The organism is Streptomyces rapamycinicus NRRL 5491 (assembly GCF_024298965.1).
Taxonomy (GTDB): domain Bacteria; phylum Actinomycetota; class Actinomycetes; order Streptomycetales; family Streptomycetaceae; genus Streptomyces; species Streptomyces rapamycinicus.
Genome location: NZ_CP085193.1, coordinates 6,518,733 through 6,542,079, shown reverse-complemented (window position 1 = coordinate 6,542,079; position 23,347 = coordinate 6,518,733). Strand labels below are relative to the sequence as shown.

The 23,347-nt window shown below is 71.9% G+C and carries 21 protein-coding genes; 8 read left to right on the top strand and 13 right to left on the bottom strand.

Going from position 1 to position 23,347, the window contains the following annotated elements; all coding sequences use genetic code 11:
- Positions 1-99 precede the first annotated feature (99 nt).
- The 3 genes from LIV37_RS27630 (at position 100) to LIV37_RS27620 (ending at position 4,144) form a co-directional block, all read left to right on the top strand.
- Entirely contained in the window at positions 100-1,005 is a 906-nt protein-coding gene (locus LIV37_RS27630) for a hypothetical protein (protein WP_121824440.1), read from the top strand.
- A 5-nt stretch (positions 1,006-1,010) separates the two neighbouring features.
- Positions 1,011-1,286, top strand: a complete 276-nt coding sequence (locus LIV37_RS27625) for a hypothetical protein (RefSeq protein WP_020870382.1) — start codon at positions 1,011-1,013, stop codon at positions 1,284-1,286.
- Positions 1,287-1,687: 401 nt separating this feature from the next.
- Positions 1,688-4,144, top strand: coding sequence for an NACHT domain-containing protein (locus tag LIV37_RS27620; RefSeq protein ID WP_020870381.1), 2,457 nt, complete (start codon positions 1,688-1,690; stop codon positions 4,142-4,144).
- A gap of 237 nt (positions 4,145-4,381) precedes the next feature.
- Here the strand turns inward: LIV37_RS27620 and LIV37_RS27615 are convergent, their stop codons facing one another.
- A complete protein-coding gene (locus LIV37_RS27615; protein ID WP_020870380.1) occupies positions 4,382-6,907 on the bottom strand; it encodes an ATP-dependent Clp protease ATP-binding subunit in 2,526 nt (841 codons plus the stop codon).
- Between the two features lie 523 nt (positions 6,908-7,430).
- Between LIV37_RS27615 and LIV37_RS27610 the strand changes: the two genes are divergently transcribed.
- Positions 7,431-8,024, top strand: a complete 594-nt coding sequence (locus tag LIV37_RS27610; protein ID WP_020870379.1) for an SCO3374 family protein — start codon at positions 7,431-7,433, stop codon at positions 8,022-8,024.
- 5 nt (positions 8,025-8,029) lie between these two features.
- Here LIV37_RS27610 and LIV37_RS27605 read toward each other — a convergent pair whose 3' ends face one another.
- The 10 genes from LIV37_RS27605 to LIV37_RS27560 all read right to left on the bottom strand — a co-directional run bounded on the left by LIV37_RS27605 (position 8,030) and on the right by LIV37_RS27560 (position 16,750).
- Positions 8,030-8,368, bottom strand: a complete 339-nt coding sequence (locus tag LIV37_RS27605; protein WP_020870378.1) for a histone-like nucleoid-structuring protein Lsr2 — start codon at positions 8,366-8,368, stop codon at positions 8,030-8,032.
- A gap of 221 nt (positions 8,369-8,589) precedes the next feature.
- Complete coding sequence (locus tag LIV37_RS27600; RefSeq protein ID WP_121824441.1) at positions 8,590-9,111, bottom strand: amino-acid N-acetyltransferase; 522 nt, start codon at positions 9,109-9,111, stop codon at positions 8,590-8,592.
- 22 nt (positions 9,112-9,133) lie between these two features.
- Positions 9,134-9,529 (bottom strand): BlaI/MecI/CopY family transcriptional regulator, encoded by a 396-nt coding sequence (locus LIV37_RS27595; RefSeq protein ID WP_075200364.1) that lies wholly within the window; start codon positions 9,527-9,529, stop codon positions 9,134-9,136.
- Between the two features lie 111 nt (positions 9,530-9,640).
- Positions 9,641-9,823 (bottom strand): hypothetical protein, encoded by a 183-nt coding sequence (locus LIV37_RS27590; protein WP_020870375.1) that lies wholly within the window; start codon positions 9,821-9,823, stop codon positions 9,641-9,643.
- Between the two features lie 102 nt (positions 9,824-9,925).
- On the bottom strand, positions 9,926-10,783 hold the full coding sequence (locus LIV37_RS27585; protein WP_121824442.1) for a hypothetical protein: 858 nt from the start codon (positions 10,781-10,783) through the stop codon (positions 9,926-9,928).
- A 361-nt stretch (positions 10,784-11,144) separates the two neighbouring features.
- Entirely contained in the window at positions 11,145-11,942 is a 798-nt protein-coding gene (locus LIV37_RS27580; RefSeq protein WP_020870373.1) for a type III pantothenate kinase, read from the bottom strand.
- Positions 11,943-12,040: 98 nt separating this feature from the next.
- On the bottom strand, positions 12,041-13,072 hold the full coding sequence (nadC, locus tag LIV37_RS27575) for a carboxylating nicotinate-nucleotide diphosphorylase (protein WP_020870372.1): 1,032 nt from the start codon (positions 13,070-13,072) through the stop codon (positions 12,041-12,043).
- Entirely contained in the window at positions 13,069-14,850 is a 1,782-nt protein-coding gene (locus LIV37_RS27570; protein ID WP_020870371.1) for an L-aspartate oxidase, read from the bottom strand. Before LIV37_RS27570 ends, nadC begins: the two co-directional genes overlap by 4 nt.
- Complete coding sequence (gene panC, locus LIV37_RS27565; protein WP_121824443.1) at positions 14,847-15,818, bottom strand: pantoate--beta-alanine ligase; 972 nt, start codon at positions 15,816-15,818, stop codon at positions 14,847-14,849. Before panC ends, LIV37_RS27570 begins: the two co-directional genes overlap by 4 nt.
- Entirely contained in the window at positions 15,815-16,750 is a 936-nt protein-coding gene (locus LIV37_RS27560) for a Rossmann-like and DUF2520 domain-containing protein (RefSeq protein WP_044573332.1), read from the bottom strand. The genes panC and LIV37_RS27560 overlap by 4 nt, the downstream gene beginning before the upstream one ends.
- 146 nt (positions 16,751-16,896) lie before the next feature.
- Between LIV37_RS27560 and LIV37_RS27555 the strand changes: the two genes are divergently transcribed.
- The 3 genes from LIV37_RS27555 to LIV37_RS27545 all read left to right on the top strand — a co-directional run bounded on the left by LIV37_RS27555 (position 16,897) and on the right by LIV37_RS27545 (position 19,992).
- Positions 16,897-18,141 carry a threonine aldolase family protein gene (locus tag LIV37_RS27555; protein WP_020870368.1) on the top strand — a complete coding sequence of 415 codons (1,245 nt, stop codon included), beginning with the start codon at positions 16,897-16,899 and terminating at the stop codon, positions 18,139-18,141.
- Between the two features lie 333 nt (positions 18,142-18,474).
- Positions 18,475-19,557 (top strand): DUF5937 family protein, encoded by a 1,083-nt coding sequence (locus tag LIV37_RS27550; protein WP_020870366.1) that lies wholly within the window; start codon positions 18,475-18,477, stop codon positions 19,555-19,557.
- Between the two features lie 72 nt (positions 19,558-19,629).
- Positions 19,630-19,992 carry an ArsR/SmtB family transcription factor gene (locus LIV37_RS27545; RefSeq protein WP_020870365.1) on the top strand — a complete coding sequence of 121 codons (363 nt, stop codon included), beginning with the start codon at positions 19,630-19,632 and terminating at the stop codon, positions 19,990-19,992.
- A gap of 96 nt (positions 19,993-20,088) precedes the next feature.
- On the opposite strand, the gene LIV37_RS27540 is transcribed toward LIV37_RS27545, so the two are convergent.
- Together LIV37_RS27540 and LIV37_RS27535 are read right to left on the bottom strand one after the other, a co-directional pair.
- Positions 20,089-20,784, bottom strand: coding sequence for a response regulator transcription factor (locus LIV37_RS27540; RefSeq protein ID WP_020870364.1), 696 nt, complete (start codon positions 20,782-20,784; stop codon positions 20,089-20,091).
- Positions 20,785-20,842: 58 nt separating this feature from the next.
- The gene (locus LIV37_RS27535; protein WP_121825239.1) at positions 20,843-22,039 is read right to left on the bottom strand and encodes a sensor histidine kinase; all 1,197 of its coding nucleotides are present in this window, start codon (positions 22,037-22,039) and stop codon (positions 20,843-20,845) included.
- Positions 22,040-22,148: 109 nt separating this feature from the next.
- Here LIV37_RS27535 and LIV37_RS27530 point away from each other — a divergent pair, with 109 nt between their 5' ends.
- The gene (locus tag LIV37_RS27530; RefSeq protein WP_020870362.1) at positions 22,149-23,219 is read left to right on the top strand and encodes an SAM-dependent methyltransferase; all 1,071 of its coding nucleotides are present in this window, start codon (positions 22,149-22,151) and stop codon (positions 23,217-23,219) included.
- Positions 23,220-23,347: the final 128 nt, after the last annotated feature.

Below are 23,347 nucleotides of genomic sequence, written 5' to 3'. Positions count from 1 at the left end.
GCAGCCCGGGGATGGTGATCACCTGGGCAACTCCCCCAATCGGGTGATCACCGGTCATTTGCCCCAGGCACATGCTCCGATGACCCTACGTTCACACACATGGTCAGTTCGCGGCACGAGGCCGCACATCGCATCTTTCAAGAACGCCCAGAGTTACTCGCTCCGGTGTTCCGCATCCTGGACCTGTCGCCGCCCGAGAAAGCGGCGGTTGAAGTGCTCACCCCGGATGCCACCGAGATACGGCCGCTGGAACGTCGCGTGGACAGCGTGCTGCGCGTCAAGCCGTTCGACGGCGGCGACTTCCTCCTGGCGATCGAGGCCCAAGGGCGCTGCGACCCCGACAAGGCAGTCAACTGGGCGTACTACGTGCCGTATCTGGCGGCGAAATACAAGCAACCGGCTCTGCTGCTCGTGGTCTGCCAGGACAAGAGAACCGCCGAGTGGGCGACCGGCCCCTTCCGGGTTGGCGTGGACGACTGGACAGCGCTGTCCGTACACCCACTGGTCCTGGGCCCCGGAAACGTCCCGGTGATCCTCGACCCGGACGAGGCCGCCCAGGACCTGACCCTGGCGACCTTCTCGGCCTTGACGCATGGCAGCCACCAGGATGCCCCGGCCATACTGAAGGCCCTGGCTCGCGCCATGGGAACCGCCGACCCTGAGTCCGTCAGCTACTACTCGGAATTGCTGGAAATCGATCTGGGGAGTACTACCCCAGCGGGAATCATCTGGAGGAACGAGATGAGTGTGGGTACCTACTTCCCCGGCCGCGGCACCCTGATCGAGGAGACCTTCCTCAAGGGGAAGGCAGAGGGGGCGGCAGAGGGCGAAGCCCGGGGCCGAGCCCAGGGCGTACTGCGTGTCCTGGATAAGCGGGGCATCTCCACCCTGGCAGAGACCCGCGACCGCATCACCAACTGCACCGACCTCGACACCCTGGACCGCTGGCTCGACCGGGCCGTCACCGTCTCCACGGCCGATGAGCTCTTCGCCGAGGACGACTGACGACCATGGCCGTAGTAGGTAGCTATTTCCCCGGCCGGGGAACCCTCATCGAGCAGACCTTCCTCAAGGGCCAGGCCCACGGGGAGGCGGCAGGGCTTGCCGAGGGGGTCCTGCGCATCCTCGAACATCGGGGGATCGCCGTCCGGCCCGAGGCACACCGCCGTATCAGCGAATGCGCCTACCGCGACACCCTGAGGCACTGGCTCGACCGCGCGTTCGCCGTCTCCCGGGCAGACGAGTTGTTGGACGAGCTCTTCTTGGAGGAGGAACCGGGCCGGTAGGTCACCGGGCCGGGCCAGAACCGGCAGGGCCCCGGGACCACCGGTGGGGAGTCGCCGACGCGGCGGGAGGGGGTGGGGTCGGAGGGGTGGTGTCCTGGACGCTGTCGCATATTTGTGGCGCCAATCTCCGGCCAGCGCACGCCCCCGGGTACCGGCGCCGTAAATATGCGGTCCAGGGCGCCGCACCGGAGGCCCCGCCCCCGGCACCCACCACGCACAGCAGGCACACCCCACACGCGCCCCCGCGCCCGGCAACGCACCGCAACCACCGCCCGGCGCCCCGCCCCGTGCCACCGGCCGCCCCCGGAACCCACGCCGAACCCTCACCCATCCGGCACCGACCGTGCCTACCCTGGTGGCTTCTGAACGGCGAACAACAGTCACCGGGGGGACGGGGCCTCATGGATCCCGCAGCCATAGCCACACTGGTCCAGGAACTCTTCGTCGCCGACGGGCCGGTGGACCGGCCCGTCCGCATCGCCTCCCTCGTCGCCTTCCAGGGCGACCACCGCACGCTCACCGAGCGGGACCTGCCCCGGATCGCCTCCGCGCTCCTCGAAGACGTCGCGAAGGAGATCGACGAAGAGATCACCGATCGGGTGCGCCCCCAGCTGACCGACGCGCTCGCCCGCACCCTCCACTCCCTCGGCACCGTCGACCTGGACGACCTGCGGGCCGTCCGCCTCGGCTCCGAGGCCTTCGCCCGTCACCTCGCCGTCGCCGCCCCCGACGCCGACGAGGAACTGGCCCCGGCCGACGCCCATACGCACGCCGCGCTGCGCGAGGCCGTCTGCGCGCACATCCTGCGCTTCCTCACCATCCGCTCCCCCTTCGTCGCGGCCGCCGAGGACGCCGCGTTCGAGGAGCGCTACGCCCAGGACATCGTCGCCGCCCACGACCACCTGACGATCTACGGCATCGATCTGACCCACTCCCCCGACAGCTGGCCGCTGGACGCCGCATATCTCAGCCTGGAGACCGAGACCGACGGCGGCGGCCCCAGCGCCCCCGCCGAGCAGGCCCTCGCGGGACGCACCCGGGTGCTGCTGTGGGGCGTGGCGGGGTCGGGCAAGACCACGCTGGTGCAGCGGCTCGCGGTGTCCGTGGCGCGCGGCGACCTCCCGGCCCCGCTGGAGGGGCTGCGCGGGCGGGTGCCGTTCGTGCTCCCCGTGCGCCGGTTCCGCCGCGACGGCTTCCCGGAGCCGGACGGCTTCCTGTCCGCCGTCCGCTATCCGCACGCCGCCGCGCAGCCGCCGGGCTGGGCCGAACGGGTGCTCTCGCGCGGGCGCGGGCTGCTGCTCGTGGACGGCGTGGACGAGGCGCCGGAGGACGAGCGCGAACGGCTCCGCGAAGCGCTCCGCGAACTCCCCACCCGCTATCCGGGAAATGTCTGGCTGGTCACCTCGCGCCCCTCCGCCGTACGGGAGAACTGGCTCTCCTCGGAGCGCTTCACCGAGCTGAAACTCTCCCCGCTCAGCCGCGAGGGCGTCACCGCGTTCATCCGGCGCTGGCATGCGGCCGCCCGCCAGGACATCACCGACGGGGCCGATCTGGACCGGCTCAGCGGTTACGAGGAAACGCTGCTGGACGCCGTAAGGATTACCCGGGACCTCGGGCGGCTGGCCACCAATCCACTGATGTGCGGTCTGCTGTGCGCACTGCACCGGGACCGCCGCGGCTATCTGCCACGCGGCCGGAAAGCCCTCTATGACGCGGCCCTTTCCATGCTCCTGGAACGGCGCGACCGCGAGCGCGCCATGCTGCCGCCGGATGGAATCGACCTCCCCCAGGAACCGAAGATCCAGCTGCTGCAGAAGCTGGCGCACTGGATGCTCGTCAACGGCCGGTCCGAAATGGACCGGGCCACCGCCCTCGAGACGCTCGGCCAGTACATCCCGGCCATTCCGCACGCGGCGCGGCAGGGCGGACCGGAGGAGATCTACCGCCATCTGCTCAACCGGACCGGTCTATTGCGCGAGCCCACACCCGGTTCGGTCGATTTCGTGCACCGAACGTTCCAGGACTATCTCAGCGCGAGAGCGGTCGTCGAACGGCACGATTTTGACTTCCTGATCGACCACGCGCACCTGGACGACTGGGAAGAAGTGATCAGAATGTCCGTCTCCCTCGCCCGTCCCGATGAATGCGCCTACCTCCTGGAGGGGCTGCTGGCGGCCCGTAAAGACGCCCGCCCGGTCCATGCTCGCCATCGCAAACTCCTGGCGGCCGCATGTCTGGAACACGCGACGGAGCTGGACCCCGAGGTGCGTTCCCGGGTGCATCGCTATACCCGTGATCTGGTACGCCCGACCTCGCTGGAAGGGGCCCGAGCGCTGGGCTGGATCGGGCCTATCGTGCTGGAAATGCTGCCCGATCCCAGCGGGGTATCCGATGAGGAAGCCCATCGGCTGGCCGTCACCGCCACCTCCATAGCCGACGACCGCGCGATCGACTATCTGGTCCGGCTGCGGGGCCGCGCCTCCTGGGCGGTACGGGCGCGGCTCGCGGCGGCCTGGCGACGATATGACACCGACCGTTACGCCGAGGAAATCATCGCCCATCTCGATGAGCGGGAACTCGACTTTCCGGTGTCGGACCTGGAGGAACTGCGGGCCCTGCGCCGGCTCGGCGGCCGCCCCTGCGTCCAGATAGCCGGGGCGTTCACCCCGGAGCAGCTGACCGAGGGCCTGGTGGCCGAGCGGCTGACCGAGCTGTGGCTCGCCTACGACCTGGGCGCGGACCTGGACCTGAGCTGGCTGGCCGTCTTCCCGCGGCTGGAGATCCTGCGGCTGAGCCACCGCAACGCGGAGGTGACCGGCGTCCCGGAGGGCGTCCAGGTCATCGTGGCGGGCGCGTGAGAGGAGCCCCGGAGGGGTTCGGCACGCCCGGCCTCCCAGGGCGTCACAGGGCCTCTCAGGGCACGCCTGCGCGGGACCTGGGTGGCACCCGCGCCAGGGGCCTCTCAGGGCACGCCTGCGCGGCACCCACGCAAAGCGGCGCCCACGCGGCACGCACCCGCACAAAAGGGGGCCGCCCCGGACCGGGAAACGGTCCGGGGCGGCCCCGAGGCGATCGGCGAAGCTCAAGCTCCGCCGTCACGCCTCCTTGCTGAGGTTCGGGCCCGCGCCACCGGCGGCGGACTCGATCGGCGGGGTGTCCGGCAGCGCCGACTTCTCCTCGCCGCGGAAGGTGAACTTCTTCTCCTCACCCTCGCCCTCGGTGTCCACGACCACGATGTGGCCCGGACGCAGCTCGCCGAAGAGGATCTTCTCCGACAGCACGTCCTCGATCTCGCGCTGGATCGTCCGGCGCAGCGGCCGGGCGCCCAGCACGGGGTCGTAGCCCCGCTTGGCGAGCAGCTTCTTGGCGACGCCACTGAGCTCGATGCCCATGTCGCGGTCCTTGAGCCGCTCGTCCACCTTGGTGATCATGAGGTCGACGATCTGGATGATGTCTTCCTCGGTGAGCTGGTGGAAGACCACCGTGTCATCGACACGGTTCAGGAACTCGGGGCGGAAGTGCTGCTTCAGCTCCTCGTTGACCTTGTTCTTCATCCGCTCGTAGCCGGTCTTCACATCGCCCTGGGCGGCGAAGCCCAGGTTGAAGCCCTTGGAGATGTCCCGGGTGCCGAGGTTGGTGGTCATGATGATCACCGTGTTCTTGAAGTCCACGACCCGGCCCTGGGAGTCGGTCAGCCGACCGTCCTCCAGGATCTGCAGCAGCGAGTTGAAGATGTCCGGGTGGGCCTTCTCGACCTCGTCGAAGAGGACCACGGAGAACGGCTTGCGGCGCACCTTCTCGGTGAGCTGGCCGCCCTCCTCGTACCCCACGTATCCGGGCGGGGAGCCGAAGAGCCGCGAGACGGTGTGCTTCTCGCTGAACTCCGACATGTCGAGCGAGATCATCGCGTCCTCGTCGCCGAAGAGGAACTCGGCGAGGGTCTTGCTGAGCTCGGTCTTACCGACACCGGACGGGCCCGCGAAGATGAACGAGCCACCGGGGCGCTTGGGGTCCTTGAGGCCCGCACGCGTGCGCCGGATGGCCTGGGAGAGCGCCTTGATGGCGTCCTTCTGGCCGATGACGCGCTTGTGCAGCTCGTCCTCCATGCGCAGCAGCCGGGAGGACTCCTCCTCGGTGAGCTTGAAGACCGGGATGCCGGTGGCCGTGGCCAGGACCTCGGCGATCAGCTCCTCGTCGACCTCGGCGACGACATCCATGTCGCCGGCCTTCCACTCCTTCTCCCGCTTCGCCTTGGCGGCCAGGAGCTGCTTCTCCTTGTCGCGCAGGCCCGCGGCCATCTCGAAGTCCTGCGAGTCGATCGCGGACTCCTTCTCCCGGCGCACATCGGCGATCTTCTCGTCGAATTCGCGCAGGTCCGGCGGTGCGGTCATCCGGCGGATCCGCATCCGGGAACCGGCCTCGTCGATCAGGTCGATCGCCTTGTCCGGCAGGAAGCGGTCCGAGATGTAGCGGTCGGCCAGGGTGGCGGCCGCGACCAGGGCCGAGTCCGTGATCGAGACGCGGTGGTGCGCCTCGTAGCGGTCCCGCAGGCCCTTGAGGATCTCGATGGTGTGCGGCAGCGACGGCTCGGCGACCTGGATGGGCTGGAAGCGGCGCTCAAGGGCCGCGTCCTTCTCCAGGTACTTGCGGTACTCGTCGAGCGTGGTCGCGCCGATGGTCTGGAGCTCGCCCCGCGCCAGCATCGGCTTCAGGATGCTCGCGGCATCGATCGCGCCCTCGGCGGCACCCGCACCCACCAGGGTGTGGAGCTCGTCGATGAACAGGATGATGTCGCCGCGGGTGCGGATCTCCTTGAGCACCTTCTTCAGGCGCTCCTCGAAGTCACCGCGGTAGCGGGAGCCGGCGACCAGGGCGCCCAGGTCCAGGGTGTAGAGGTGCTTGTCCTTGAGGGTCTCGGGCACCTCGCCCTTGACGATGGCCTGGGCCAGTCCCTCGACGACCGCCGTCTTGCCGACGCCGGGCTCGCCGATGAGGACCGGGTTGTTCTTGGTGCGGCGCGAGAGCACCTGCATGACCCGCTCGATCTCCTTCTCGCGCCCGATGACCGGGTCGAGCTTGGATTCGCGGGCGGCCTGGGTGAGATTGCGGCCGAACTGGTCCAGGACGAGCGAGGTGGAGGGCGTGCCCTCCGCCGGGCCGCCGGCGGTGGCGGCCTCCTTGCCCTGGTAGCCGGAGAGCAGCTGGATGACCTGCTGCCGCACCCGGTTCAGATCGGCGCCCAGCTTCACGAGGACCTGGGCGGCGACGCCCTCGCCCTCGCGGATCAGGCCGAGCAGGATGTGCTCCGTACCGATGTAGTTGTGGCCGAGCTGAAGGGCCTCGCGGAGCGACAGCTCCAGGACCTTCTTGGCACGGGGGGTGAAGGGGATGTGCCCGGACGGGGCCTGCTGGCCCTGCCCGATGATCTCCTCCACCTGCTGGCGGACCGCCTCGAGCGAAATCCCGAGGCTCTCCAGGGCCTTAGCGGCGACACCCTCACCCTCGTGGATCAGGCCCAGGAGGATGTGTTCGGTGCCGATGTAGTTGTGGTTGAGCATCCGGGCTTCTTCCTGAGCCAGGACGACAACCCGCCGCGCGCGGTCGGTGAACCTCTCGAACATCGTTAATCGCTCCTCAGAGCGGTCAGAAAGATCGGGGACGATCCCCTCCCTGTCCTTCCGCATGCTAGTCCCGCAACCCGGGACAGCTCATTCCAACTGCCGACAACCGTCCGGATCACCCCCGCTCGCACGGGGCAAACAGCCACTGCCTCCTGCCCGAACAGCCGACAACTGCTTCAACCCGATGGTGCGAGACGATGTTCCCGCAGGCCAGGCATCTACGCCCACCGCCAGTACGCCGATGGCGAACGCCGCTTCCTCCCGACACGCGGACCGCCCCTCCCCACTAGGGATGTCTTACCCGCAAGCACAGATACTCCATGCCGTGAGGGCCGGTTCCATCCGCTATGGGCGAACAACCTTGCGCCCGTTCACCGGCCCTGCAGGACCCCACACGCGCACGGGGCGCGCACGAGCCGGTACGGAACGTCATCGCGTACGGAGATCGTCGCGCACGGAGATCATCACGTACGAACGTCACCGCCCACGTAACCAAGCGGGCGGGCGGGGAGTTCTGCTGGGCATGATCCTCAGGGCCCACGGCGCGGAGCCGTCCGCACCGGCCGCCCGGTCACGCTGGTACGAGCGGGAGCTGGGCTGGCCGACGGCCGGCAGCGATCCCGTCGAATTGCTCACGGGGGTGGCCTTCGACGTCATCGAGCTGCCGGCCGTGGCCGGTTTCGCGATGCTGCGGCGCGTACCGCGGACCGGTCCGGTCGCGGTGGAGGGCGCCTGGATGCGGCTCCTGGTGGCCGCCGGCAGCGCGGACGAGCTTCCGGAGCTGCTCGACTGGCTGGAGTGGGGCGGTGTGGCCCTGGACCTGGGCGCGATCGGCGCCGGAGGCCGGATCACCGCGCCATGCCCCGCCTACTCCTGGCCACCGTCCCTGGGCGCCGGGGCGCCCGGTGAGCGATGCCCGCAGGAGGCCGCTGTATGGCTGCGACCTCCCGACGCGAAGGGCGAGGTGGAGCCGACGCTGCCGAGGGCAGGCTTCGGGGGCGATGGGGGCGCCCCCGATCTCGTACGGCTCGTGAGCGCGGCGGCCACGGAGTGCCACCGAGCCCGGTTGGTGCGCGCCCTGCCACTGCCCAGGCAGCGGCGAGCCGGGGAAGGGTGACGCGCTCAGCCGTTGGCCTTCTCGTACGCCTCACGGACGGTCGCCGGAACACGGCCGCGGTCGTTGACCTCGTAGCCGTTCTCCTTCGCCCAGGCGCGGATCTTCGCGGTGTCCTGACCGGCACCGCCAGCCGCCGCCCGCGCCTTGCCCCGGCCGCCGGAGGCCCGGCCACCGGTGCGCCGGCCGCCCTTGGTGAACGGCTCCAGGGCGTCACGGAGCTTGTCCGCGTTGGTGGTGGTGAGGTCGATCTCGTAGCTCTTGCCGTCCAGAGCGAACGTCACGGTCTCGTCCGCCTCGCCGCCGTCGAGGTCGTCGACAAGAAGGACCTGAACCTTCTGTGCCATGGGGTTCCTTTCAGGGAAAACGGGGGGCTCGGGGGCGCGGCGTTAGCCGCTGATGACTCACCCCCCAGGTAATTACACTACGAGAGAATAGGAAACCGCTTTTCCCGGAAAAACACAAACCCCTCGCCAGGGTTCGACCGATCCACCAAGCGGGAAGGCTCATGGAAGGTCATGTTCCGGAGCTATGTGATAGGGGAGCGATTCGGACATAGGGCCCGCGATCACAGTTGCAGAAGCATCCGGCTGTTGCCAAGGGTGTTCGGCTTCACCCGTTCGAGACCCAGGAACTCGGCGACACCCTCGTCATAGGAACGCAGGAGCTCGCTGTAGACATCGCCGTCGACCGGCGTCTCGCCGATCTCCACGAAGCCGTGGTCGGTGAAGAAGTCGACTTCGAAGGTGAGGCAGAAAATTCGCCGCACGCCCAGCCAGCGCGCGGTCTGCAGCAGCTTGTCAAGCACGAGATGCCCTACACCGGTGCCCTTGAGAGTCCGATCGACGGCGAGAGTGCGGACCTCCGCCAGGTCTTCCCACATGACGTGCAGCGCTCCGCAGCCAATGACCTCAGCGTCCTCGTCGCGCTCGGCGACCCAGAACTCCTGGATGTCCTCGTAAAGCGTCACAGTGGCTTTGTCGAGCAGGATGCGATCGTCCACGTACGAGTCGATGAGGCGACGCACCGCCCGAACATCGCTGGTCCGGGCACGGCGGACGGTGACTACTTTTGATAGTGGGGAGGACATGTGCGGACGCTATCGCCCCGGGTCATCGCCCCGACTCACCGGGGCTCTCCCCCGGCTCCCCCAGTTGTGCGACACGCATGGCATCCCGTAGTGCGTCGCGCTGCTCTTCGGACATCATCCCGAAGAACGCGACGAGTGCGGCCGCTGGGTTGTCACTGGTCGACCACGCTTCGTTCATCAGTGCGGCCGAGTAGGCGGCGCGCGTGGAGACCGCGGCATATCGATAGGCGCGGCCTTCCACCTCACGGCGCAGCCAGCCCTTGTGATGCAGGTTGTCCATTACGGTCATGACCGTCGTGTAGGCGATCGAGCGTTCCCGCTGAAGGTCTTCCAGGACTTCCCGGACCGTGACCGGGCGGTTCCACTTCCACACCCGCGTCATGACCGCGTCTTCCAGATCTCCCAATGGCCTAGGCACACCGAGAATAATAGTGGGAGATGTCCCGAATGTCGGGAGGGTTGGACGGGAAATGCCGCACGCCCCGGGACGCGAGGCGTCCCGGGGCGTGATCCGGCGTGGTCGATCCGGTCAGGAGGTCTCGCGCTCCGGCGCCGGGCGCTCGGCCTCGGTGCGGGCCGCCAGCGCGGCGTCCACCGCGGCGTCCTCCTTGGACTTGTTGGCGCCGCCCTGGCTCTTCACCATCGTCACGATGAGCGCGGTGAAGGCCACGGCCATCACGACGGGCGGGACCAGCGCGGAGACGTAATCCATTGCTCTCGGCCTCCTTTTGCTCGAGACCACCAGATTACGCGGCGCGCCGCGGCCTCCCGGAGCCGGGCACCGGTCCCGGCGGGGCGCCCCGGGATCGGCAGGTCAGGCGGAGCGGGCCCCGGCGCCGGGCGCGAGCCTCGACTCGTGCTCCGGGGGCGGCGAGGGGCGGCGGCGCTTGGGCGGGAAGACCTCCGCCGGGGTGGGCACCGGACGCCCCGGGCGCGGCGCCCGGCGGCCCGGCTCCCTCCGCTTCGGCTCCTCGCGATCGCCGTGCTCCGGCGGCGTGGGCTTCTTACGGGGCTCACGCTTCTGCTCGTCGGACTGGCGCACGGCCTCCCGCGCGGCCTCGGGCCCCTTCCGCACGGCCTCCCGCGCGGCCTCGGGCCCCTTCCCCGCGGCCCCCTGCGCGGCCGTCCCGGACGCCGCCGAGACCCCGCCGGGCAGGGCGCGCAGCCGGGGCGCCACGGGGCGCGTGCGGGGCTCCACGACGGCGCTGACGGCACCGGCGCGCTCCGCGAGCCGGGTGCGTACGCCCCGCTCGGCAAGGCGCTCGCAGTGGCTCAGCAGCGCGCGCCGGCGCGTCGCCTCACCGCCCCCGGCGGCCGACCCGCACAGCGCGCGGAGCGCGGCCAGATCCTCGGCCAGCGGCTCGTAACCGGCCGCGAGAGCGCCCTGGAGCTGCTCGAGATAGCCGACGGTGGCGCCGGGCAGGGCGGCGCGGTAGCGGGCGAGCTCGTCGAGCAGGAACGCTCGCAGCCGCCCGCCCTCGCGGACCGCTTCGTCCACGGCCTCGGCGAGCCGGAGACAGTCCTGGACCTCCTCCGCCCGGTCCGGGCCGAGGGGGCCGGCAGAGGGGGTGACGGGGTCGGGTTGGAGGGCGATGGCGAGGGCGCGTCGGAGCACACGCAGCTCATCCGCACTGAACGCCATTCCGCCGCGGGATCCATATGGCGTGGGCATGGGGCGACTTTAAGTGCTAAGCGGACAAATTTCGCTGAGCGTCGGACGGTGCGGCGCGTTGCGGACGCCGAGCGGCCATACGGGGGAAGCGCCGGACGGGACCGCGCCGAGGCGGTCCCGTCCGGACCCGGCACCCGGGGGCGGACCGTCGCATCCGGGTGCCGGTGTACATGGTCGACGGCCGTTCCGCTTGTCAATACGGAATTCGATGTGCCGTCTTTCCCTTGACCGCCCCTTGCCCCATTGGCGAAGAGCGATCAGTTGCGCAGGACGAATCCCCAGTGCGGGAATTCGTTTCGGAATGCCGTCAATGCGGTCGAGCACCGGGGTGAAGAGCAGGTGAAGAGCTGATCGCCGGTGCTCAGCCGCGCGAGACGTTCCGCTCGTAGACCAGTCTGAGGCCGATCAGGGTCAACCAGGGCTCATGCTCATCGATCACTGAGGATTCTCCTAGCACCATGGGCGCCAGCCCACCGGTGGCGATCACGGTGACGTCCTCCGGGTCCTGGGCGAGCTCGCGCGCCATACGGCGGACGATTCCGTCCACCTGGCCCGCGAAGCCGTAGAGGATGCCGGACTGCATGGCCTCGACCGTGTTCTTCCCGATCACGCTGCGCGGGCGGGCCAGCTCGATCTTGCGCAATTGCGCCCCGCGTACGCCCAGCGCCTCGACCGAGATCTCGATGCCCGGCGCGATCACCCCGCCCACGTACTCCCCGCGCGCGCTGACCGCGTCGAAGGTCGTCGCGGTGCCGAAGTCGACCACCACGCAGGGGCCCTCGTACAGCTCGACGGCGGCCAGCGCGTTGATGATCCGGTCGGCGCCGACCTCCTTGGGGTTGTCCACCAGGATCGGCACACCGGTCTTCACGCCCGGCTCGACCAGGACGGACGGCACGTCGCCGTAGTAGCGGCGGGTCACCTCGCGCAGCTCATGGAGGACGGAGGGGACGGTGGAGCAGATGGAGATGCCCGCGATCCCGTCGCCCAGCTCCTCGCCGAGCAGCGGGTGCATGCCCATCAGGCCCTGCAGCAGGACGGCGAGTTCATCGGCGGTGCGGCGGGCGTCGGTGGAGATCCGCCAGTGCTCGACGATCTCGTCGCCGTCGAAGAGGCCGAGCACGGTGTGCGTGTTTCCCACGTCGATGGTCAGGAGCATGGGCGGCACCGCTTCCGGTCGGGCTCACGGCCGAGGGCGAGCCCTGGGGTGGTGGGTGGGACGACGGGCGGGCCCACGTCGATGGTCGGGAGCATCGCTTACTTCTCCTCGGCCTCGCGCAGGTCCAGGCCGATGTCCAGGATCGGGGAGGAGTGGGTGAGCGCGCCGACCGCCAGATAGTCGACGCCCGCCTCGGCGTACGTACGGGCGCTCGCGAGCGTCAGCCGCCCCGAGGACTCCAGCGCGGCGCGCCCGGCGACCAGCTCGACGGCCTCGCGGGTCCGCTCCGGGGTGAAGTTGTCCAGCAGCACGAGGTCCGCGCCCGCCGCCAGGACCGGCGGGATCTGCTCCAGGGTGTCGACCTCCACCTCGATCGGCATATCCGGGAACTCGGCCCGTACGGCGCCGAACGCGTCCGCGACACCGCCCGCCGCGATCACGTGGTTGTCCTTGACCAGCGCGGCGTCCGAGAGCGACATCCGGTGGTTGACCCCGCCGCCGCAGCGCACCGCGTACTTCTCCAGGGCGCGCAGCCCCGGTGTGGTCTTACGGGTGTCACGGACCCTGGTCTCCGTCCCCTCCAGGGCGTCGGCCCACGCACGGGTCGCGGTCGCGATACCGGAGAGCCGGCACAGCAGGTTGAGCGCGCTGCGCTCGCCGGTGAGCAGGTCGCGGGTGCGGGTGCGGACGGTGAGCAGCCTCTGGCCGGGCTCCACCCGGTCGCCGTCCTCCACATGCCGCTCGACCTCGAACTCGTCCGTGCAGACCACGGACAGGATCGCCTCGGCGATCCGCAGCCCCGCGACGGTGCCCGCCTCACGGGCCGTGAAGTCGCCGGTGGCGAAGGCGTCCTCGGGGACGGTGGCCACGGTGGTGACGTCCACGCCCTGGTCGAGGTCCTCCTCGATGGCCATATGGGCGATGTCCTCGACCTGGATGGGGTCGAGTCCCGCGCGGATCAGCAGCTCGGCGAGGTCGGGGTCCAGACCGCACTCCATCGGGTCGAGTTCACCGTCGTCACCGCCGCAGCCGCAGGCGTCGCCGCAGCCGCCCCCGTCGCCTGGGCCGCCGATCTGGAGCAGCGGCAGGGACACGGATGGCTGACGGTCTTCGGAAGTGCTGCTGCTCACGGGCGGGACTCCGTCTCGGCTCGGGGGGTGGTCGATGGGGGAAACGCTTCGGAGTCCGTGGAGCGGACCTCGAGGGAGCCGTCCGGACGGAGGGTGACCAGCAGATGACGGCGCCAGGCGGCGTCCCGCTCGGGGCGGTCCTCGCGCCAGTGGCAGCCGCGGGTCTCCTCGCGGCGGAGCGCGGCGGCCACCAGGACCCGGGCGACGAGATGGAGGTTGGTGGCCTCCCAGGTCTCGACCCCGGGCTCGGCCGTCTTGCCGTCCCGCCGCAGCTGCGCCACGGCGTCGTCCTGGACGCGCTCCAGCCGGTCGGCGGCACGGGCCAGGCTCTCGGCCGAGCGGAGCACCCCGGCACCGTTGGTCATGATGTGCTGGATCTCGTAGCGGGCCTCGGAGGCGAGCAGCGGCGTGTCACCGGAAGCGGCGGGAGAGGCGGCGGGAGCCGATGGCCCGGTCTGCCCCGCGGGCCGCTCGCGTCCCACGGACCCGGCGAACTCCGCCCCGGCGGTGATGTCCTCCGCGATGCGCTCCGCGAAGACCAGGCCCTCCAGAAGGGAGTTGGAGGCCAGCCGGTTGGCGCCGTGGACGCCGGTGCAGGCGACCTCCCCGCAGGCGTAGAGACCGGGAACGGTGGTGCGGCCGCGGAGATCGGTGCGGACCCCGCCGCTCGCGTAGTGCGCGGCCGGGGCGACCGGGATGGGTTCGGTCACCGGGTCGATACCGTGGGCGCGGCAGGCGGCGAGGATGGTCGGGAAGCGCCGCTCCCACATCTCGGCCCCGAAGTGGCGGGCGTCCAGGTACATGTGCTCGGCGCCGCGCTCCCGCATCCGCCGCATGATGCCCTTGGCGACGATGTCACGGGGCGCCAGCTCGGCCAGCTCGTGCTGCCCGCACATGAACCGCACCCCGTCGGCGTCCACGAGGTGGGCGCCCTCGCCGCGCACCGCCTCCGAGACCAGCGGCTGCTGACCCTCCGCCTCCGGGCCCAGCCACAGCACCGTGGGATGGAACTGCACGAACTCCAGATCGCTGACCTCGGCCCCCGCGCGCAGCGCGAGCGCGACCCCGTCGCCGGTGGAGACGGCGGGGTTGGTGGTGGCGGAGAAGATCTGGCCCATGCCGCCCGTGGCGAGCACGACCGCGTCCGCCGAAACCGCGCCCACGCCGTCCCGCTGGCCCTCGCCCATGACGTGCAGGGTGACCCCGGCCGCCCGTCCGGAGCCGTCCTTGAGCAGATCGAGCACCAGGGCGTTCTCCACGGTCTCGATACCGGCCGCGCGGACCGCCTCGACCAGGGCCCGGGAGATCTCCGCACCGGTCGCGTCGCCGCCCGCGTGGGCGATCCGGCGGCGGTGGTGGCCGCCCTCGCGGGTCAGCAGGATCTCGCCGGTGTCGTCGTCGGCGTCGAAGCGGGCGCCGGTGGCGATGAGCCGGCGCACCGCGGCGGGGCCCTCGGTGACCAGCGCCCGTACGGCCTGCTCGTCGCAGAGCCCGGCACCGGCCACCAGCGTGTCGTCCAGATGTTGCCCGGGGGTGTCGCCCTCGCCGAGGGCGGCGGCTATGCCGCCCTGGGCCCAGCGCGTGGAGCCGTCGTCCAGGCGGGCCTTGGTGACCACGGTGACCTTGGCCCCGGCCGCGGCGCAGCGCAGCGCCGCGGTCAGCCCGGCGACCCCGGAGCCGACGACCACGACATCGGCCTCGGTGGCCCAGCCGGGGGCGGGGGCGCGCAGGGCGGGGGCGGCGGCATCGGCCGCCGGGCGCCCGGTCGGACGGGTCATCGGGCGGCTCCGATCCACAGGCGGATGTTGTCTATCAGGCGGGTGGCGCCGACCTTGGCGGCGACGGCCAGCACGGCCTCGCCAGTGTGTCCGTCCGGGACCTCGGTGAAGTCGCAGGGGTCGACCAGGGCCAGATAGTCCAGGACGAGCGGCGGTTCGAGCCCCGCCGCCTCGTCGAGCACCGCCCGCGCCGCGGACCGCACCGCGGCGGGCGACGCGACCCGTATGAGCTCGTGCTCCTCGGACCCGGCCGGGCCCTCCCCGGCCGCCAGCAGCCCCGCGTCGCGCCCGGCGAACAGCGCCCGGGATAGGGCCAGCGCGGTGTCCCGCTCCTGGGCCGTCAGATAGCGGTTACGGCTGGAGAGGGCGAGCCCGTCGCCCTCGCGGACGGTGGGGACGCCGACGATCTCCACCGGAAAGTTCAGGTCGCGGACCATCCGGCGGACCAGCGACAGCTGTTGGGCGTCCTTCTCGCCGAAGAAGGCGATATCGGGGCGGGTGAGATGGAGCAGCTTGGCGACGACGGTGAGCATCCCGTCGAAGTGGCCGGGGCGCGAGGCGCCCTCGTAGCGCTCGCCCAGGGTCCCGGCGGTGATCCGGACACCCGGCTCGCCGTGCGGGTACACCTCCTCGCCGGTGGGGGCGAAGACGATGTCAGCGCCAGCCTCGGCCGCGACCTTGAGGTCTGCGTCGAGGGTGCGCGGATAGCGGTCGAGGTCCTCGCCCGCGCCGAACTGCAGCGGATTGACGAAGACGGTGACGGTCACCATGCCCTTGGCGCCCACCCGGGCGCGGGCGGCGCGGATGAGCGAGGCGTGCCCGTCGTGCAGCGCGCCCATGGTCATCACGACGGCCGTGCGCCCCGGCACGGCGAAGTGGGCGAGCGCCGCGTCCAGATCCGGGCGATGACGGAACAGCTCCACATCCGGCTCCCCTGGAAGCGCCTTGGTCCACAGCCTCGGGCTCATGCCTCACTACCTCCCCGGCCCCGCGCGTCGGTCACGTCCGAGAGCACGCCCAGCAGATCCTCGGCGAGCTCAGGCTTGAGCAGACCGTGCGCGAGCGCCCGGTCCGCGGTCGTACGGGCCATGGCCAGATAACCGGCGACGGCGTGCGGGGCGTGCCGCCGCAACTCGGCGACATGGGCGGCGACCGTGCCCGCGTCGCCGCGCGCCACCGGACCGGTGAGCGCGGCGTCGCCGCTGCGCAGCGCGTTGTCCAGCGCGGCGCCGAGGAGCGGGCCGAGCATCCGGTCGGGGGCCTCGACCCCGGACGCGCGCAGCAGCTCCAGGGACTGGGCGACCAGTGTGGTGAGGTGGTTGGCGCCGATGGCGAGGGCGGCGTGATAGAGCGGACGGGACTCCTCCGCGATCCACTCGGGCTCCCCGCCCATCTCGATGACCAGCGCCTCGGCCGCCAGCCGCAGCTCCTCGGGCGCGGTGACGCCGAAGGAGCAGCCGGCCAGCCGCTGGACGTCCACCGAGGTGCCGGTGAAGGTCATGACGGGGTGCAGCGCGAGCGGCAGCGCACCGGCCCGCAGCGCGGGCTCCAGCACGCTGACGCCGTAGCGGCCCGAGGTGTGCACCAGCAGCTGGCCGGGGCGCACCGCGCCGGTTTCGGCGAGGCCGCCGACCAGTTCGGGCAGCGCGTCGTCGGGGACGGTGAGCAGCACCAGCTCGGCCCGCGCCAGCACCTCGGAGGGTGGCACCACGGGGACTTCGGGAAGCAGGGCGGCGGCCCGGCGCACGGAGGCGTCGGAGACACCGGAGGCGGCGACCGGGCGGTGCCCGGCGAGTCTCAGCGAGGCGGCGAGGGCCGGGCCGACGCGGCCCGCGCCGACGACCCCGACGGTGAGCCGGGCAGGTCGGTCCTGCGGCTCAGGCAATGGTTGAGCGTTCACGCGACAACGGCCTTCCGTTCCAGTCCTCAGGGGTACCGGACGATTCCCCGCCATGCTACGCGAGTGTTTCCGGGGGGTTTGGCCGCACGCCCGGGCCTGTGGACAACTCTGTGGTCCGATGGACAGGCGTGCGACATGATCAGCCCATGACGGACGGGACGGACGAGGCAGACCAGGCAGACCAGGCAGACGAGATGGACGGCACGGGCGGCGGAACAGAGCGGTCCGCGCGGGCCCGCCGCCTCGCGGCCTGGCACGGCGCCGAGCGGACGCTCGCGCGCGGGCCCGCCGAGGTGCGGATCGCCGAGCGGCTGGCCGCCCTCACGACCGCCCTTACGGCCGACACCCCGTCGTACGACGGGGACGGCTGGGTGGACATCTACGGCGACGGCATCGTCGAGGAGCTCGAGCGGCGGGTCGCCGAACTGCTCGGCATGGAGGCCGCGGCGTTCTTCCCCACCGGCACCATGGCGCAGCAGGTCGCGCTGCGCTGCTGGGCGGGGCGCACCGGCAGTCCGGTGGTGGCGCTGCATCCGCTGGCCCATCTGGACATGCACGAGCGGGACGCGTACCTGACGGTGAGCGGGCTGCGCGCGGTGCGTCCGACCAGCGAGCCGCGGCCGCCCACGGCCGAGGAGATCCAGGGCCTGGACGAGCCGTTCGGCACCCTGGCCCTCGAACTCCCGCTGCGCGACGCCGGATTCGTGCTGCCCGAGTGGGACGAGCTGGTCGCGGCCGTGGAGGCGGCCCGGGAGCGGGACGCGGTGGTGCACTTCGACGGGGCGCGGCTGTGGGAGTGCACGACGCACTTCGGCCGGGAGCTGCCGGAGATCGCCGCCCTGGCGGACTCCGTCTATGTGTCCTTCTACAAGTCGCTCGGCGGCCTCTCGGGAGCGGCACTGGCCGGGCCCGAGACCCTGGTGACGGAGGCCAAGGCGTGGCGCCACCGGTACGGCGGCCAGCTCTTCCAGCAGTGGCCGGTGGCGCTGGCCGCGCTGGACGGCCTGGACCGCGAGCTGCCGAGGCTGCCGTCGTACGTGGCGCACGCGCGGGTCGTGGCCGAGGCGCTGCGGACGGCGTTCACGGCCGCGGGGGTGGGCTGGTCCCGGGTGCACCCGGAGGTGCCGCACACCCACCAGTTCCAGGTGTGGCTGCCGTATCCGGCGGCGGTGCTGGACGAGGCGGGGGTGCGGCTGGCGGAGGAGACCCGGACGGTGCTGTTCCGTCGCTGGCGGGAGCCGGGGCCGCCCGGCCTGGCCACGACGGAGCTGACGGTCGCCTCATCCGCACTCGAGTGGACGGCCGACGACGTCACGGCCGCGGCCGACGCCTTCCTCGCCCGGGTCCGGGAGGTCATTGAGGTCCGGGAGCTCACGGACGGGGACGGCTGACCGGCGCCGCGCGAACACCTCCCCGAGCGCCCTTACGGAGCGCAGGGCATCCGTAAGGCCTCCATGGCGGCCGCGGCGGCGGGCCGGGCGCCCGGCCGTCACGGCCCGGAAGTCGCGGTACTCCCGCAGCTCCCGGAGGGTGCGCCAGTCGTGCGGGCCCGGTGCGGGCGGGGCGGGCTCGCCGCGCTGAGCGGCCCGGTACAGGTCGAGTGCGTACTGCTCGGTGAGGGACATGGCTCGACGGTCCGCCCGGCCCCGGACGCCGGTCACGCCGTTTGACGATGGGCGTCAAACGGGGGCGGCGCCGGGGCCGGGCTCCCGCACCATGGGTCCATGGCCAATGTCATCGACATCGCCGGGCTGCCGCCCGAGCGCATCGTCTTCAGCCCGTCCCCGCTCGCCGAGCTGGGCGCCGCGCTCCATGTGCTGTCCGAGCCCGGCCACCACCCCGGGCTGCACGGCTGGGCCACCGCCACCGCCTCGGCGCTCAAGCCGGACCTCGCGGACCGGCTCTGCGAGGCGGACTTCCTGTGGCGCACCGCCCGCTCCGACCTGCTGCTCCCGGCCGTCCCCGGGGCGACGCTGGCGGAGGAGCTGGACGCGCTGGACCGGATCGACGACGAGACGTTCGTGGCGGCCGCCTTCGAGATCGCCTGCTCCACCTCGTACACCCGGCACACCCCCTCGCCGCTGGTCGACGCGGGCGAACGGGCCCGGGTCCGCGAGATGGCGGCCGCCCGGGGGCCGCGGCAGGCGGCCTTCACCGACCGCATGCTGGAGGACCCGGACGGGTTGCGGGTCTGGTTGCGGCGGCTGCTGGAGGACTGCGACCAGGCGTTCTTCGCCGACACCTGGCGGCGGACGCGGATCCAGCTGGCCGCCGACGCCCGCCACAAGGCCGAGCTGCTCCAGCGCAAGGGGCTCGCGGAGGCGCTGGCGTCGGCCTCCGTCGCGCTGTCGCTGTCGGCGGACGGGGACAGCATCCTGGTCGACAAGCTGGCGGGTGGCCGTACGACGGCGTACGGCGACGGCGTCACCTTCATCCCGACCGCCTTCGGCTGGCCGCACCTCATCGTGCTGCACGCCCCCGGCTGGCGCCCGGTGATCCAGTACCCGGTCGCCACGCCCGAGCTGCCCCCGCCCGCCGCCCTGGAGCTCGTGCAGCGCCGCCTCGAGGCCCTGGCGCACCCGATGCGGATGCGGCTGTGCCGCACCCTGGCCCGCGGCCCGCACACCACCGGTGAGCTCTCCGAGTCGTACGGCATCACGCCCCCGGAGGTCTCCCGCCATATCGCCGTGCTGAAGAAGGCCGGTCTCCTCACCACCCGCCGCCGCGGCCGCTACGTGCTGCACCAGCTCGATCTGCCGTCGGTGGCCCGGCTGGGCAGCGACTTCCTGGAGAGCGTTCTGCGGTAGGGCGCCGACCGCGCCTAAAATGTCCACCGCACGGTGAACGTGGTCGGAACGGCGAGCGGCGGAGGAGCGGCGATGAGCAACCGAAGCCACCGGTCCGCGCCGCACCACACCCACCCCGACGACGTCCCCGTGCAGACCGCGCTCGCGGCGCTCGCCGACCCCGTACGGCTCCAGCTGGTCCGCGAACTGGCCACCGCGGCCGACTGGGAGCACGCCTGCGGCACCTTCGACGTCCCCGTGGGCAAGGCGGCCCTCAGCCACCACTTCTCGGTGCTGCGCGCGGCCGGGCTGATCGAGCAGCGCGACCTGGGCCCCAAGCGGGTCAACCGGCTGCGCCGCCCCGAGTTCGACCAGCGCTTCCCCGGACTGCTCGACCTGGTGCTCCGCGAGCGCACACAGAACGGCGAGGACGCACGGGGCGAAGGCGCACGGTAGGACGGCGACAGCCGTACGTACGGCGAGGCGACCGCCCCCACCGAAAGACGGCCGTGCCAACCGTAAGGACGCCGCCTCAGCCGTAAGGACGCCGCCTCAGCGGGCCGGTCCGGTCGGCCCTCCGGCCCGGACCAGTCCGGTCTCGTAGGCCATCACCACCACCTGCACCCGGTCCCGCAGCTCCAACTTGGTGAGGATGCGGCCGACATGGGTCTTCACGGTCGCCTCGGACAGCACCAGCCGCGCCGCGATCTCGCCGTTCGACAGCCCCTGCGCGACCAGCAGCACCACCTCGCGCTCCCGGTCGGTGAGCCGGTCCAGCTCCGGACGGGCCCGGCCCCCGGGGCCACCGGCTCCGCTGCCCGGCAGCAACGGCGCGAACCGGTCCAGCAGCCGGCGCGTCGTACTGGGCGCGACCACCGCGTCGCCACTGTGCACCGCGCGGATCGCCGCGAGCAGCTCGCCCGGCGGCACGTCCTTGAGCATGAAGCCGCCCGCCCCGGCCTTGAGCGCGGAGAAGGCGTACTCGTCCAGGTCGAACGTGGTCAGGATGATGACCTTCGGCGCCCCGTCCCGCTCGCATACCCGCCGGGTCGTCTCCACCCCGTCCAGCTTGGGCATCCGGACGTCCATGAGGACGACGTCCACCTCGGTGGAGCGCAGCACCTGGAGCGCCTCCACCCCGTCGCCCGCCTCGGCGACGACCTCCATATCGGGCTGGGCCGCGAGCACCATCCGGAAGCCGGTGCGCAGCAGCACTTGGTCATCGACGAGCATGACGCGGATCGACATCCCGGACGGTCCCTTCCCTCTGGCCTGACAGCCGGCCTACAGCACGTGATCAGATGGCTCAACGAACCGGCTTCAGCGGCAGCAGCGCGCTGATCCGGAAGCCGCCGCCCGGTCGCGGGCCCGCGTCGAGCGTGCCGCCCACCATGCCGACGCGCTCGCGCATCCCGATCAGACCATGGCCGCTGCCGTCCGCGCCGCCGTCCTCGTACATCTCGCGCTGCGCACCCCGCCCGTCGTCCTCGACCAGCAGCCCGAGCCCGTCGTCGAAGTAGGTGAGTCGGACACTCGCGCCCACGTCCGGGCCGCCGTGCTTACGGGTGTTGGTGAGCGCCTCCTGCACGATGCGGTACGCGGTCAGCTCGACCCCGCTGGGGAGCTGGCGCGGGCTGCCCACGACCTTGAAGTCCACCGGGAGCCCGGCGCCGCGCACCTGCTCCACCAGCTCGTCGATCTGCTCGACATCCGGCTGCGGTACGTAGTCGTTCTCCTCGCCCGGCTCCCCGGTGCGCAGCACGCCCAGCAGCCGCCGCATCTCGGCGAGCGCCTGGCGGCCGGTGCCGGAGATCGTCTCCAGCGCCTGCCGGGTCTGTTCGGGCGAGGAGTCCAGGACGTACGCGGCGCCGTCCGCCTGCACCACCATCACCGACACGTTGTGCGCCACGACGTCGTGCAGCTCCCGCGCGATCCGGGCGCGCTCGGCGGCCACCGCGACCTTCGACTGGGCCTCGCGCTCCTTCTCCAGCCGGGCGGCCCGCTCCTCGAGCTGCGCGTAGTAGGCGCGACGGGTACGGATCGAGTCGCCGAGGACCCAGGCCAGGACGAAGGGGATGGAGACGAAGACCGCCGAGACCACGTCCTCCCACCAGCCCTGCTGGGAGTGCGGCCAGCGGAGGGTGGCGAGGGGGGCCGCGCTGATCGCCACGCCCAGCGCGAAGCGGGAGGCCGGGCGCGAGGAGGCGACCGCCACCGTGTAGACGATCACCAGCATGGCGAAGTCGGCCACATTGGGCTGGACGTTCGTGGCCATCTGGGCGAGACCGCACAGGATGGCCAGCACCAGCATCTTCTCGGGGGCGCGGCGGCGCAGCGCGATCGTCGCCCCCAGCGCCAGGACGATCGGCACGCCCGCGACGCGGGCGCCCCGGCCGATCGACACCTCCACGAGCCACAGGAACCCGGAAGCGACAAGGAGGACGGCCCAGAAGGTGTCCACCCCTGTCGGATGCCTGCGGAGAAATTCGTAGAGGCGCTGCACGTCACCCAGCGTAGGCATCGCCGGACCCCTCCCGGGTCAGCCCGAGGGGCGATCCGAAACCCCCGGCCCTACTCCCCAAGGTGGAGACCACTCCGCATAGCGTGGCGGTGTGGCGAGTGCGAAGCATGAGTGGAGCGGATGGCGTACGGCGGCCGAACGCGCGCTGTACGGAGCGGGCGGCTTCTTCCACCGCCCCGAGGGCCCGGCAGGACATTTCCGTACGTCGGTGCATGCCTCACCGCTTTTCGCGCGGGCGGTCGCGGAGCTGCTGTGCCGGGTGGACGAGGCGCTGGGGCACCCCGCCGAGGTGGCGCTGGTGGACCTGGGCGCCGGCCGCGGCGAGCTGCTCACAAGGGTGCTCGCCCTGACCCCCGGCCTGCCGCACGGGCTGGGTCGGCGGCTGCGTCCGTACGCGGTGGAGCGGGCGGAGCGGCCGACGGGCCTGGACCGGCGGATCGCCTGGGGCGACGCCCCGCCGGAGGGGTGCACGGGGCTGCTGTTCGCCAACGAGTGGCTCGACAACGTGCCCGTGGACGTGGCCGAGACCGACGCGGACGGCGTGCCCCGCCGGGTCGAGGTGGATCTCCTGTCCTTGGACGGCACCGAGCGGCTGGGCGACCCGGTGGACGGCGAGGACGCGGCGTGGCTGGCCCGCTGGTGGCCCCTGGCGGGCGCCGAACCGGGGCTGCGCGCCGAGATCGGCCATCCGCGCGAGGCGGCCTGGGCGCGGGCCGTCGGCTCCCTGCGGGCGGGCCTCGCGGTCGCCGTCGACTACGCCCACGAACGCGCCACCCGGCCCCCCTTCGGCACGCTCACCGGCTTCCGCGAGGGGCGCGAGGTCCGGCCCGTCCCCGACGGGTCCTGCGATCTGACGGCGCATGTCGCGATGGACGCGTGCGCCGCCGCGATGGACGCGCCCGGCGCCGCGGTGAACGCGCCCGGGCCCAGCCCCGCGGCCGGGCCCGGCGCCGGGCTGCTGACCCAACGCGAGGCGCTGCGCGCCCTGGGCCTCGACGCCCCCCGCCCCCCGCTCGCCCTGGCCTCCACCGACCCCACCGCCTACGTCCGCGCCCTCAGCGCGGCGGGCGAGGCCGCGGAGCTGACCGACCCCGCGGGCCTCGGCGCCTTCATCTGGCTCCGCCACCCGGTGAACCTGCCCCACGACGTGCTCCGGCGGTAGGCGGTGTCCGGCGAAGCTCGGCGCCCGCGGCGGGCTGCTTTCCCCTACCCGCCCCTTCCCGAAACTGGGGCTCCGCCCCAGACCCCGGCCCCTCCCACGCAACGCGTCGATATGCGACTCCGCCCCCG

Bases quoted from the DNA above. Each gene is read 5' to 3' on its own strand.
- LIV37_RS27605 (WP_020870378.1), bottom strand. From the start codon at position 8,368: ATGGCACAGAAGGTTCAGGTCCTTCTTGTCGACGACCTCGACGGCGGC.
- LIV37_RS27545 (WP_020870365.1), top strand. From the start codon at position 19,630: ATGAGCAACCGAAGCCACCGGTCCGCGCCGCACCACACCCACCCCGAC.
- LIV37_RS27615 (WP_020870380.1), bottom strand. From the start codon at position 6,907: ATGTTCGAGAGGTTCACCGACCGCGCGCGGCGGGTTGTCGTCCTGGCT.
- panC (WP_121824443.1), bottom strand. From the start codon at position 15,818: ATGAGCCCGAGGCTGTGGACCAAGGCGCTTCCAGGGGAGCCGGATGTG.
- LIV37_RS27585 (WP_121824442.1), bottom strand. From the start codon at position 10,783: ATGCCCACGCCATATGGATCCCGCGGCGGAATGGCGTTCAGTGCGGAT.
- LIV37_RS27620 (WP_020870381.1), top strand. From the start codon at position 1,688: ATGGATCCCGCAGCCATAGCCACACTGGTCCAGGAACTCTTCGTCGCC.
- LIV37_RS27630 (WP_121824440.1), top strand. From the start codon at position 100: ATGGTCAGTTCGCGGCACGAGGCCGCACATCGCATCTTTCAAGAACGC.
- LIV37_RS27555 (WP_020870368.1), top strand. From the start codon at position 16,897: ATGACGGACGGGACGGACGAGGCAGACCAGGCAGACCAGGCAGACGAG.
- LIV37_RS27590 (WP_020870375.1), bottom strand. From the start codon at position 9,823: ATGGATTACGTCTCCGCGCTGGTCCCGCCCGTCGTGATGGCCGTGGCC.
- LIV37_RS27625 (WP_020870382.1), top strand. From the start codon at position 1,011: ATGGCCGTAGTAGGTAGCTATTTCCCCGGCCGGGGAACCCTCATCGAG.
- LIV37_RS27610 (WP_020870379.1), top strand. From the start codon at position 7,431: ATGATCCTCAGGGCCCACGGCGCGGAGCCGTCCGCACCGGCCGCCCGG.
- LIV37_RS27550 (WP_020870366.1), top strand. From the start codon at position 18,475: ATGGCCAATGTCATCGACATCGCCGGGCTGCCGCCCGAGCGCATCGTC.
- LIV37_RS27570 (WP_020870371.1), bottom strand. From the start codon at position 14,850: ATGACCCGTCCGACCGGGCGCCCGGCGGCCGATGCCGCCGCCCCCGCC.
- LIV37_RS27600 (WP_121824441.1), bottom strand. From the start codon at position 9,111: ATGTCCTCCCCACTATCAAAAGTAGTCACCGTCCGCCGTGCCCGGACC.
- LIV37_RS27540 (WP_020870364.1), bottom strand. From the start codon at position 20,784: ATGTCGATCCGCGTCATGCTCGTCGATGACCAAGTGCTGCTGCGCACC.
- LIV37_RS27580 (WP_020870373.1), bottom strand. From the start codon at position 11,942: ATGCTCCTGACCATCGACGTGGGAAACACGCACACCGTGCTCGGCCTC.